This is a genomic window from Romboutsia sp. LXY-2 (assembly GCF_056171995.1).
In genome coordinates, this window is sequence record NZ_JBKFGI010000004.1 from 97259 (window position 1) to 110169 (window position 12911).

At 31.1% G+C, this 12911-nt stretch carries 13 protein-coding genes; all 13 read left to right on the top strand.

Translation table 11 applies throughout. The features are described 5' to 3' along the window. Positions 1-44 precede the first annotated feature (44 nt). On the top strand, positions 45-1169 hold the full coding sequence (locus ACI48P_RS08755) for an acyl-CoA dehydrogenase (protein WP_475214920.1): 1125 nt from the start codon (positions 45-47) through the stop codon (positions 1167-1169). 23 nt (positions 1170-1192) lie between these two features. Then, positions 1193-1981, top strand: coding sequence for an electron transfer flavoprotein subunit beta/FixA family protein (locus ACI48P_RS08760; protein WP_475214921.1), 789 nt, complete (start codon positions 1193-1195; stop codon positions 1979-1981). 16 nt (positions 1982-1997) lie between these two features. Beyond that, positions 1998-2975: an electron transfer flavoprotein subunit alpha/FixB family protein gene (locus ACI48P_RS08765; protein WP_475214922.1), complete on the top strand. Its 978-nt coding sequence runs from the start codon at positions 1998-2000 to the stop codon at positions 2973-2975. A 15-nt stretch (positions 2976-2990) separates the two neighbouring features. Further along, complete coding sequence (kal, locus tag ACI48P_RS08770; RefSeq protein WP_475214923.1) at positions 2991-3371, top strand: 3-aminobutyryl-CoA ammonia lyase; 381 nt, start codon at positions 2991-2993, stop codon at positions 3369-3371. Positions 3372-3411: 40 nt separating this feature from the next. Beyond that, complete coding sequence (gene kce, locus ACI48P_RS08775; RefSeq protein ID WP_475214924.1) at positions 3412-4239, top strand: 3-keto-5-aminohexanoate cleavage enzyme; 828 nt, start codon at positions 3412-3414, stop codon at positions 4237-4239. After that, positions 4240-4893, top strand: a complete 654-nt coding sequence (locus tag ACI48P_RS08780) for a 3-oxoacid CoA-transferase subunit A (protein ID WP_475214925.1) — start codon at positions 4240-4242, stop codon at positions 4891-4893. It begins immediately after the preceding gene. Between the two features lies 1 nt (position 4894). Continuing rightward, positions 4895-5545, top strand: coding sequence for a 3-oxoacid CoA-transferase subunit B (locus ACI48P_RS08785; RefSeq protein ID WP_475214926.1), 651 nt, complete (start codon positions 4895-4897; stop codon positions 5543-5545). A gap of 57 nt (positions 5546-5602) precedes the next feature. Then, a complete protein-coding gene (kdd, locus tag ACI48P_RS08790) occupies positions 5603-6634 on the top strand; it encodes an L-erythro-3,5-diaminohexanoate dehydrogenase (RefSeq protein WP_475214927.1) in 1032 nt (343 codons plus the stop codon). A 15-nt stretch (positions 6635-6649) separates the two neighbouring features. Further along, positions 6650-7894 (top strand): lysine 2,3-aminomutase, encoded by a 1245-nt coding sequence (gene kamA / locus ACI48P_RS08795; protein ID WP_475214928.1) that lies wholly within the window; start codon positions 6650-6652, stop codon positions 7892-7894. A 71-nt stretch (positions 7895-7965) separates the two neighbouring features. After that, positions 7966-8997 (top strand): lysine 5,6-aminomutase reactivase subunit KamB, encoded by a 1032-nt coding sequence (gene kamB, locus ACI48P_RS08800; RefSeq protein WP_475214929.1) that lies wholly within the window; start codon positions 7966-7968, stop codon positions 8995-8997. Between the two features lie 44 nt (positions 8998-9041). After that, positions 9042-10499, top strand: a complete 1458-nt coding sequence (gene kamC, locus ACI48P_RS08805; protein WP_475214930.1) for a lysine 5,6-aminomutase reactivase ATPase KamC — start codon at positions 9042-9044, stop codon at positions 10497-10499. 19 nt (positions 10500-10518) lie between these two features. Further along, positions 10519-12081, top strand: coding sequence for a lysine 5,6-aminomutase subunit alpha (kamD, locus tag ACI48P_RS08810; protein ID WP_475214931.1), 1563 nt, complete (start codon positions 10519-10521; stop codon positions 12079-12081). Next, positions 12081-12875: a lysine 5,6-aminomutase subunit beta gene (kamE, locus tag ACI48P_RS08815; RefSeq protein WP_475214932.1), complete on the top strand. Its 795-nt coding sequence runs from the start codon at positions 12081-12083 to the stop codon at positions 12873-12875. The genes kamD and kamE overlap by 1 nt, the downstream gene beginning before the upstream one ends. Positions 12876-12911: the final 36 nt, after the last annotated feature.

The window sequence follows — 12911 nt, forward strand, 5'->3', positions numbered from 1 at the left end:
GCTATTAAATTAGAGTCAATCGATTTTAAAAAGAGGTGAAAAGTATGAAAAAATATGAATTATTAAAACAAATGTATAAAGAATTTACTGAAAATGAAGTTGCACCAATTGCACATGAAATAGATGAAGAAGAAAAATTTCCTTATGAGACAGTAGAGAAAATGGCAGAGTGTGGAATGCTTGGTATTCCCTTCCCTAAAGAATATGGTGGAGAAGGGGGAGATGTAGTCGGTTATATTATGGCTGTTGAAGAATTATCAAAAGCTTGTGGCACAACAGGGGTAATATTATCTGCACATACTTCTCTAGGAGCAACACCAATATATGAGTTTGGAAGTGAAGAACAAAAACAAAAATTCTTAGTTCCACTTGCTAAAGGAGAAAAGATTGGAGCCTTTGGACTTACTGAACCAAACGCAGGAACAGATGCTTCTGCACAACAAACTACTGCTGTTGAAGATGGAGATCATTATATATTAAACGGAAGTAAAATATTTATAACAAATGCAGGAGTTGCTGATATTTATATAATTATGGCAATGACTGATAAATCTAAGGGAACTCGTGGAATATCAGCATTTATAGTTGAAAGAGATACTGAAGGTTTTACTGTAGGGAAGAAAGAGAAAAAACTTGGAATTAGAGGTTCTGCAACATGTGAATTAATATTTGAAAACTGTAGAATTCCTAAAGAAAACTTACTTGGTAAAGTAGGTCAAGGCTTTAAAATAGCCATGAAAACTTTAGATGGTGGACGTATAGGAATAGCAGCTCAAGCCTTAGGAATAGCTCAAGGAGCACTAGATTCTACAGTTAGCTATGTAAAAGAAAGAAAACAATTTGGAAGAAGCTTATCAGCATTTCAAAATACTCAATTTGTTTTAGCTGATATGAAAACGAAAATAGAAGCGGCTAGACACTTAGTGTATAGTGCAGCTGATAAGAAAAATGAAGGTAAACCATACAGTGTAGAGGCTGCAATGGCAAAGCTTTATGCTTCAGAGGTAGCTATGGAAGTAACTGTTAAAGCTGTCCAACTTCACGGAGGATATGGATATACTCGTGAATACGATGTTGAAAGAATGTTAAGAGATGCAAAAATAACCGAGATTTATGAAGGAACTTCAGAAGTTCAAAAAATGGTTATTAGTGCAGATTTACTTAAATAGCAAAATATTTGGAGGAGTAAATTATGAATATTTTAGTTTGTATTAAACAAGTTCCTGATACTACGGAAGTAAAATTAGATCCTAAGACTGGTACTTTAATAAGAGATGGAGTACCAAGTATTATAAACCCTGATGATAAAGCAGGATTAGAAGAGGCTTTAAATATAAAAGATAAAACAGATTCTACTGTAACAGTAATAACTATGGGACCACCTCAAGCTAAACATGCTTTAAATGAAGCTTTAGCAATGGGTGCTGATAGAGGAATATTACTTACTGATAGAGCTTTTGCAGGTGCAGATACTTTAGCTACTTCATCTACTATTGCTGGTGCTATTAAAAAATTAGATTATGATTTAATAATAGCTGGAAGACAAGCAATAGATGGAGATACAGCACAAGTTGGACCTCAAATAGCACAGCACTTAAATATACCTTCAATAACTTATGTTGAAAAGTTAGATATAGAAGGTGATAGCGTAATAGTAAATAGAGCTTTTGAAGATGGACACCAAGTAATAAAAGCAAAAATGCCACTTCTTATTACTACATTAAAGGAAATGAATACTCCAAGATATATGAGAGTAGGCTTAATATACGATTGTGAGAAGGAAGATAAAATAGAGACTTGGAGTGTTAATGGAATAGAAGTTAATTTAGAAGAAATAGGTCTTAAAGGATCTCCTACAAAAGTTAAAAAATCTTTCACTAAAGGAGTAAAAGCTTGTGGTGTAGTTCATGATGTTGATGAAAAACAAGGAGCTAAGTTGATAGTAGATGCTTTATGTGAAAAGTATATTATAACGAAATAGTTAAGGGGGGATAAAGATGAGTGTAATGGTTTTTATTGAACAAAGAAACAGTAATATACAAAAAGTTTCTTTAGAATTGTTAGGAAAAGGAAAAGAATTAGCTCATAAGCTTAATGATAAAGTTAGTGCAGTTTTATTAGGTAATGATGTAGAAAAATTATGTAAGGATCTTATCTATTATGGAGCAAATGAAGTAATTTGTGTAGATAATGAAAACTTAAAAGATTATATGACTAGCACATATACTAAAGCATTATGTGAAGTAATAAATAAAAAAGAACCAGAAATAGTTTTAATAGGAGCAACTACGATAGGAAGAGATTTGGCTCCAAGAGTAAGTGCAAGTATACATACTGGACTTACTGCAGACTGTACTTCTCTAGATATAGATGAAGAAACTAAAGGACTACTTATGACTAGACCTGCTTTTGGTGGAAACATAATGGCTACAATAGTTTGCCCAGAGCACAGACCACAAATGAGTACAGTAAGACCTGGAGTTATGGAAAAGCTTGAAAAAGATAGCTCACTTGTAGGAAATATAGAAATGTTTGAAGTTGATTTTGAGGAAAGTGATAAGAATGTTGAGATTATTAAGTTTGTAAGTGAAAACATCAAAAAGGTTAATATAGAGGATGCAAAAATATTAATTTCTGCTGGTCGTGGTATGGGTTGTAAGGAAAATCTTGATGATATTTATGAGTTAGCAGAAATACTAGGTGCAGAGGTAAGTTCATCTCGTGCAGTAGTTGATGCTGGATGGCTAGATAAGTCAAGACAAGTTGGTCAAACGGGAAAAACAGTAAGACCAGACTTATATATAGCTTGTGGAATATCTGGAGCTATTCAACATTTGGCTGGAATGGAAGAATCTGAATTTATAATTGCTATAAATAAAAATCCAAGTGCTCCGATATTTGAAGTTGCTGATGTTGGTATAGTTGGAGATGTTAATAAGGTAATTAAAAACCTTATAGAAGAATTAAGAAACTAAGGGGGGGGGACTTTAATGATGGCTATGATAAGAGTAAGAATGGGTAGTAATGATGCTCACTATGGAGGTGATTTAGTAGATGGTGCAAAGATGCTACAGTTATTTGGAGATGTGGCTACTGAATTATTAATAAGAAATGACGGAGATGAAGGTTTATTTAAAGCCTATGATAATGTGGAATTTATGGCACCGGTTTATGCAGGGGATTATATTGAAGCAGTTGGTGAGATAGTTAACTCTGGAAATTCTTCAAGAAAAATGGTTTTTGAAGCTAGAAAAGTTATTATACCAAGACCTGATATAAATGATTCAGCAGCAGAACTTTTGAGTGATCCAATAGTAGTTTGTAGGGCAAGTGGTACTTGTGTAGTAACTAAAGATAAACAAAGATATTAAAAATGTTTTTAATAATAGATATAAAATAGGGGGTCTTAATATGGAAAAGTTGATTATTACGGCAGCTATTTGTGGAGCAGAAGTAACAAAAGAGCATAATCCAAGTGTTCCATACACTGTAGAGGAAATAGCTAGAGAAGCAAAGTTGGCTTATGATGCAGGTGCATCGATAATACATCTTCATGTTAGAGAAGATGATGGAAAACCAACTCAAGATATAAATAGATTTAGAGATTGTATAAATGCAATAAAAGAAGTATGTCCTGATGTTATTATTCAGCCATCTACTGGTGGAGCAGTTGGAATGAGTAATAATGAAAGAATTCAACCTGTAAACTTATTACCAGAAATGGCAACCCTAGATTGTGGTACTTGTAACTTTGGTGGAGATGATATCTTTGTCAATACAGAAAACACTATAAAAGAGTTTGGGGAAAAGATGATAGCTTTAGGTGTTAAGCCAGAAATAGAAGTATTTGATAAAGGTATGATAGATATGGCTTTAAGACTTAATAAAAAAGGATTTATAAAAGATAGTATGCATTTTAACTTTGTAATGGGTGTTAATGGAGGAATAAGTGCTACATATAGAGATTTAATTTTTATGAAAGAAAGTATTCCTTCAAATGCTACTTTTACAGTAAGCGGTATAGGAAGATCTCAATTTGAAATGGCTGCATTTTCTATATTACTAGGTGGTCATGTAAGAGTTGGATTTGAAGATAATGTATATATGCAAAAAGGAGTTTTGGCAAAATCTAATGGTGAGTTAGTAGAAAGAGTAGTAAAAATAGCTAATGTTCTTCAAAGAGAAATAGCATCACCTAAGGAAGCTCGTGAAATCTTAAGCCTAAATGGGGGGAAATAAATGATTAAATTAGTTTCTTTAGATAAAATAAAAAGATTATTAAAAGATGATATGACAATTATGATTGGTGGTTTCTTAGGTTGTGGAACAAGTGAGATATTAATAGATGCAGTAATCGATTCAGGAGTTAAGAATCTTACAATAATAGGTAACGATACTGCCTTTGTAGATAAGGGAATAGGAAGACTAATAGTGAATAATCAAGTTAAGAAAATAATAGCATCTCACATAGGCACAAATCCAGAAACAGGAAGACTTATGAATGAAGGAAAGGTAGAAGTTGAATTATCTCCACAAGGTACTTTAATAGAAAGAGTTAGAGCTGGTGGTTATGGCTTAGGTGGAATACTTACACCAACTGGTGTTGGAACAATAATAGAAGAAAATAAAGAAAAGATAGTTGTAAATGGAGAAGAGTTTTTACTTGAGTTACCTCTTAGAGCAGACTTAGCTTTAATAAAAGGAAGTATTGTTGATGACTTTGGTAACACAATTTATAAAGGAACTACTAAAAACTTTAATCCTATGATTGCTATGGCTAGTGATTTAGTAGTAGTTGAAGCTGAGACCCTTGTAGAATGTGGATGCTTAAATAAAGATATGATAATGACTCCTGGAGTCGTAGTTGACTTTATAGTTAGGGAGGAAAAATAAAATGAATGCAAAAGAGATTATAGCAAAAAGAGTAGCTAAAGAACTTAAAGATAATGATTTAGTAAACTTAGGGATAGGATTACCTACTTTAACAGCTAATTATATAGATCCAAGTATAAAAGTTACCTTCCAATCAGAAAATGGAATGGTTGGTATGGGAAAACTAGCTAAAGATGATGAAATAGATGTAGATATTACCAATGCTGGTGGACAATACGTAACTATAAATGAAGATGGTGCATTCTTTGATACATCTATGTCTTTTGGGCTAATAAGAGGTGGTCATGTTGATATAACAGTTCTAGGTGCTTTAGAAGTTGATCAACATGGAAATCTTGCAAACTGGATAGTTCCAGGAAAAATGGTTCCAGGTATGGGGGGGGCTATGGATCTTGTTGTGGGAGCTAAGAAAGTAATAGTTGCAATGGTTCACACTGTTAAAGGTAAGTCTAAGATTTTAAAAAACTGTAAATTACCACTAACAGCTAAAGGTGTTGTAGATATGATAATAACAGAACAAGCTGTAATGGAAGTAACTAGCGAAGGTCTTTTAGTAAAAGAAATTAGTAAGGATGTAAGTGTTGATGAATTAAGAGCGATGACTGAAGCATATTTAATAATACCTGAGAATGTGAAAATAATGGAAGAATAATGAATAATAAAAAGTGCTTAATAGGTTAAGTAAATTAATAAATAGGGGGATTTAATCATGAAAGGATGCAAATACGGAACACACAGAGTTATAGGAGAAAATGTACTACCACAACCAGCTAAGAAAATAAACAATAGTATGGAACTTTATGATAATGAAGTACTTATAGATGTTCAAGCTTTAAACATAGATTCAGCAAGTTTTACTCAAATAGAAGAAGAATGTAAACACGATGTAGAAAAAATAAAATCAAGAATAATTGAAATAGTATCACAAAAAGGGAAAATGCAAAATCCAGTAACAGGTTCTGGTGGTATGTTAATAGGTACTATAGAAAAAATAGGATCTGACTTAATAGGAAAAATTGATTTAGAAGTTGGAGATAAAATAGCTACATTAGTTTCATTATCTCTTACTCCACTACAAATAGATGAAATAATAGATATTAAACCAGATATAGATAGAGTTGAAATAAAAGGAAAAGCAATATTATTTGAAAGTGGAATATATGCAAAACTTCCTAAAGATATGGAAGAAACTTTAGCACTAGCTGCTCTTGATGTGGCAGGGGCACCAGCTCAAACACAAAGACTAGTAAAAGAGGACGATAGTGTATTAGTTTTAGGAGCTGCAGGTAAGTCTGGTATGTTATGTTGCTATGAAGCTAAGAAAAAAGCAGGTAAAAATGGTAGAGTTATGGGATTAGTAAGAAAAGAAGAACAAGGAAAGTTCTTATTAGAAAATAAATTAGTGGATATAGCAATAGTAGCTGACGCACAAAATCCAAATGAAGTATTAGAAAAAGTTTTAAAAGCAAATGACGAAAAAGAAATTGATTTATGTATAAACTGTGTAAATGTACCTAATACAGAAATGACTTCTATATTACCAGTTAAAGATGAAGGAACAGTATACTTCTTCTCTATGGCTACATCATTTACAAAGGCAGCACTTGGAGCTGAGGGTGTAGGTAAAGATGTAAACATGATAATAGGAAACGGATACACAAAAGGTCATGCAGATGTAACTATAAGTTCATTAAGAGAAAGCGAAACTTTAAGAGAAATATTTAAAAATTTATATGTATAGTAGGGGGATTAAAATATGAATAGGAAGATATTTTTGGATGTTAAAAATGAGGACTGGAATGACTGGAGATGGCAAGTAAGAAATAGAATAACTACTGTTGAAGAATTAAAAAAATATATACCACTTACAGAAAGTGAAGAAGAAGGCGTTAGAAAATGTCTTGAAAATTTAAGAATGAGTATTACACCATACTACCTATCATTAATAGATCCCACTAATCCAAATGACCCTATTAGAAAACAGGCAATCCCAACTTATAATGAATTAAAAATATCTGCTGCTGACTTAGATGACCCATTACATGAAGAAGGAGATTCTCCAGTACCAGGATTAACACATAGATATCCAGATAGAGCTCTTCTTTTAGTAACAGACCAATGTGCAATGTACTGTAGACACTGCACTAGAAGAAGATTTGCAGGACAAAATGATGATGCTCTACCATTTAGCCAAATAGATAGAGCTATAGAATATATAAGAAATACTCCTGTAATAAGAGACGTATTATTATCAGGTGGAGATGCACTTCTAATGAGTGATGAAAATTTAGAATATATCATAAAGAAACTAAGAGAAATACCACATGTAGAAATAATAAGAATAGGAAGTAGAACGCCTGTAGTTTTACCTCAAAGAATAACTGACGATTTTGTAAACATGCTAAAAAAATATCACCCAATTTGGTTAAATACTCATTTTAATCATTCTAATGAAATAACTGACGAATCAAAGATAGCATGTGAAAAAATGTCAGATGCAGGAATACCTTTAGGAAATCAAAGCGTATTACTTAAAGGAGTAAACGACTGTATGCATGTTATGAAAAAGCTTGTAAATGATTTAGTAAAAATAAGAGTAAGACCATATTATATTTATCAATGTGACTTATCAAATGGAATAGAACACTTTAGAACTCCAGTAGCAAAAGGAATAGAAATAATAGAAGGTCTTAGAGGGCATACTTCGGGTTATTGTGTTCCAACATTTGTTGTTGATGCTCCTGGTGGTGGTGGAAAAACACCAGTTATGCCAAACTACGTAATATCTCAAAGTTATGACAAAGTAATACTTAGAAACTTTGAAGGTGTAATAACTACTTACATAGAGCCACCTAAGTATGAACACGAATGTAATTGTGAAGTGTGTAGTGGAAAATCTAAAACACATAAGGTAGGTATAGCAGGACTACTTAATAATGAAAAAACAGTACTTGAGCCAGTAGAGTTAGATAGAAGAAATAGAGGTTTAAGTAAGGAATAAATACTAAATTATTAACTTTATAATTTGACTTATAAAATAAATTACAAAGTTAAATAAAATAAGGATATATTATGAATATTTTAGATGAAGTTTTAAAATATAAAAGCTTATCTATAATAGGAAACTATAAAAATGTAGGTAAGACCACAACCTTAAATTATATTATAAATGAAATAGCTAATAAGAAGACTAAGGGTAAGGTTACCCTTGGTCTTACCTCTATAGGGGTAGATGGAGAAAGTCAGGATATAGTAACTAATACACAAAAGCCAAGAATTTATGTTATGGCAGGAAGTATTATTGCAACAGCAAAAAGCTGTGTTTTAAGTAGCGATATTACTAAAGAGATACTAGAGGTAACAAATATAAACACTCCTTTAGGTAAGATCGTAATATTTAGAGCTTTAAGTGATGGATATGTAGAGCTAGCAGGTCCATCTATTAATAGTCAGATAAAAACTATTATTAATTTATTACTAAATCTAGGTGCCAACTTAAGTATAGTAGATGGAGCATTATCAAGAAAGACTTTAGGTTCACCTAGTGTAACAGAAGCTACAATATTTTGTAGTGGAGCCGTAATTAATAAAAATATGAATAAGGCAGTTGAGCAAATTGCTTATGAAGCAAACATGCTTAGTACTGATAAGATAGATGATGATAAATTTTATAAGATTTATGAAGAACTTTTAGATAGTAAGATAACCTTGGTTAATGAGGATTACTCTTATAAAAAGTTAAATATAATGACAACCTTAGATGCTCATAAAGAAGTTTATGATGGGATAGATGAAGATACAAGTTATATAGTGATAAATGGGATACTTACAAATACCTTTATCCAAAGTTTAATAAAAAGTGGCACTAAATACAAAAATGTGACTTTGTTAGTTGTCGATAGTACGAAGATATTTTTAGATAAAGAAGTATACGATAAATTTTTAAAACTTAAAGGAGAAATTAAGGTTATTAATCCTATAAATTTAATAGGAATTAGTATAAACCCAACATCAATAGATGGATATGCTTTTAATGAAGAAAACTTTATATATTGTATACAAAATAAAACAGAAACAAAAGTATTTAATGTTATAGATAAATAAAAACTTATTGAAATATATAAATATTATAAGTTTAATAAAATATAGTGAAAGTAGGTGAGAGTATTAAGAATTTTATTAATGAGGAACTAAATACTATAACAGCCTTTGGTCATGAAGAAAAAAGAAACATAAAAATTTATAAAAAAGCTAATGCTGATAAATTAATAAAAGAATTAGATAACATTGAAACTCTTAAAAATAAGTTATCAGAAAATAATGATATTTACCAGGAAATAATTTATATACTTTATAAGATCAAAGATATAAAAAATAGCATAACAAGATTATCTAATAAACAAATATTAGATGAAATAGAGTTATTTGAAATAAAAAATTTTGCTATAAACAATGAAGAACTTATAAAAAAATATTCAAAGCTTAATCTTAAGATAGATTATATTAATTTTATATCCTTAAATAAAATTATTAAAATGCTAGATCCTGATGATTTAAATCTATCAACCTTCCACATATACGATTCATATAGCCAAGAGCTAACAAATCTTAGAAAAGAAAAGGCTAAGCTTGAAAGTAAAATCTTCTCAGAAAATGATATTTATATTATTGAAAAACTAAAAAATGATAGGTTAGACATAGTTGTACAAGAAGAAAATGAATGTTTGAAAATAAAAAAACATATAACTTCAAGCTTATATTATTACCTAGAAAATATTAAAACAAATATAAATTCAATTGGGAAACTAGATCTACTTTTGGGGAAAGTAGAGTTAGCTGTCAAATACAATGGGATTAAGCCAAATATAAACACTGATAATAAGATAATTTTCAGAGAAATAATAAATCCTAAAGTAGCTAATATATTAAATAAAGCTAATAAAAAGTACATGCCAATTAGTATAGAGTTAACTAAGAAGATTACCTTAATAACTGGAGCCAACATGGGTGGTAAAAGTGTTAGTTTAAACACTGTTGCACTTAATTTATATCTATTCCAATGTGGATTTTATGTTTTTGCTAAGGAAGCTGATTTATGTATACTAGACTTTATATATTTAGTAAGTGATGATATGCAAGATGTAAACAAAGGTCTATCTACATTTGGAGCAGAGATAATTAAGTTAAAAGAAATAACTAAACTTATGAAAATACAAGATGGCTTTATAGCTCTAGATGAATTTGCAAGAGGTACTAATCCATGTGAAGGAAGAATACTTCTAAAATCAATATGTACTTATTTTAAAAACTTCAACTCTTTTAGTTTAATGTGTACTCATTATGATGATATCATTGACCAGGAAATTGACCACTATCAAGTGGTTGGTCTAAAGAATGTCAATTTTGATAAGCTAAAACGTCAAATGAATCTGAAAATTTCTCACAAAAACTATAATAGCACAAGTATAGACATACTTCAAGAAAATATGGATTATAATTTAGAAAAAGTTGGAAATGAAAGAGAAGTACCGAAAGATGCTATAAATATATGCAAGTTATTAGGATTAGAAGATGAAATTGTTGAGATAGCTAAAAATATTAAGTAAGTTTTACAAGGGGGACAAGATGAGTAAATTAAATTTAGATTTTAGTGTAGTTGAAAAAGCAAGACAAAGCGCTAAAAGTATTGCAATGGATACTCAAGAATTTATAGACAAACATACTACTGTTGCTGTTGAGAGAACAATATGTAGATTACTTGGAGTAGATGGAGTAGATGAATTTAATGTGCCGCTTCCAAATGTGGTAGTGGACGATATTATAAAAGACCATGGAAAAAACAGTTTAGGATTAGGTATAGCTTATTACCTAGGGAATGCTATGATTAATACTGGGCTTAGTATTCAAGAAATAGCCCAAAAAGTTAGCAAAGGTGAATTAGATTTATGTAATTTGAAAGAACATGACGTTTTTGAAGTTAAATTGAAGATAAATGAAATAGCAAGAGAAACTGTGGCGAAAATTAAAGAAAATAGAAAGAAAAGAGATGATTACTTAGAGGAGTATAGCGATAAGAGTGGTCCTTACTTATATGTAATAGTAGCAACAGGAAATATATACGAAGATATAATCCAAGCAAAGGCAGCAGCAAAACAAGGCGCTGATATAATTGCAGTAATAAGAACTACTGGTCAAAGTTTACTAGATTATGTGCCTTATGGAGCAACAACAGAAGGCTTTGGAGGAACATACGCTACAGGAGAAAACTTTAGACTAATGAGGGAAGCACTAGATGAAGTCGGAGAAGAGCTTGGAAGATATATTAGACTTTGTAACTACTGCTCTGGATTATGTATGCCAGAAATAGCAGCATTAGGTGCAAAAGAAAGACTAGATGTAATGCTTAATGATGCATTATATGGAATTTTGTTTAGAGATATAAACATGAAAAGAACTATGATAGACCAATATTTTTCAAGAATAATTAATGGATTTGCAGGAGTAATAATAAATACTGGAGAAGATAACTATTTAACTACAGCAGATGCAGTAGAAGAAGCACATACAGTATTGGCATCTCAATTTATTAATGAACAATTTGCACTTATAGCAGGACTACCAGAAGAGCAAATGGGTCTTGGTCATGCTTTTGAAATAAGCCCAGATGTAGAAAATGGATTTTTATATGAACTAGCACAAGCACAAATGGCTAGGGAGATTTTCCCTAAAGCACCACTGAAGTATATGCCTCCTACAAAGTTTATGACTGGAGATATATTTAAAGGGCAAGTACAAGATGCACTTTTTAATATGGTAACTATAATGACAAAGCAGAAACTACATTTACTTGGAATGTTAACAGAGGCAATCCACACACCATTTATTTCAGATCGAGCAATATCAATAGAAAATGCTAGTTATATTTTTAATACTATGAAAGACTTTGGAGATGAAATAGAGTTTAAGAAAGATGGAATAATGGCAAACAGAGCTGATGAAGTTTTAAACAAAGCCTGTGAACTACTTACAGAGATAGAAAAAGAAGGATTATTTAAAACATTAGAACAAGGCAAGTTTGCAGGAATAAAAAGACCTATAGATGGTGGGAAAGGTCTTGATGGAGTAGTTATGAAAGAAGCTAATTATTTTAACCCATTTATAGGACTTATGTTAGGAGGTGGATTTTAATGAGTGGATTATACTCAATGGAGACTAAGGAATTTGATAAAAATTTAGATCTTAAAAACTTAAGACCTTATGGAGATACTATGAATGACTCAAAGGTACAAGTAAGTTTTACACTTCCAATAAATGACGATGAAAAAGGAATTGAGGCTGCAAAACTAACTGCTAAAAACATGGGATTAAATGATATAAATGTTGCTCATCATAAACCATTAGATAAGGATTTCACTTTTTATGTTGTATATGGAAATATAGAAAAAGGCGTAAATTATGAGGAAATCCATGTTGAAGTAGCACAAGAAGAGACCATGGATAAGTATGAAATAGAAACTTATATAAAAGAAAATATAAAAAGAGATATAGTAGTAGTTGGAGCAAGTACTGGTACTGATGCTCATACTGTAGGGATAGATGCAATCATGAATATGAAGGGATATGCTGGTAACTATGGATTAGAAAGATATGATGGAATAGAAGCATATAATTTAGGAAGTCAAGTTCCTAATGAGGAGTTTATTAAGAAGGCTGTAGAATTAAATGCTGATGTACTTTTAGTATCTCAAACTGTTACTCAGAAGAATGTTCATATAGAAAATCTTACAAACTTGGTAGAGCTTTTAGAAGCAGAAAACCTTAGAGATAAGGTTGTGTTAATTTGTGGAGGACCTAGAATTAGTCATGAATTAGCTAAAGAACTTGGATATGATGCAGGGTTTGGACCAGGCAAGTTTGCACAAGATGTTGCTAGCTTTGCAGTTGTTGAGATGATAAATAGAAATCTTCATGTAAATAAGTAATGTTATATATTAAACCTAGTTAAGTAATTATGTATA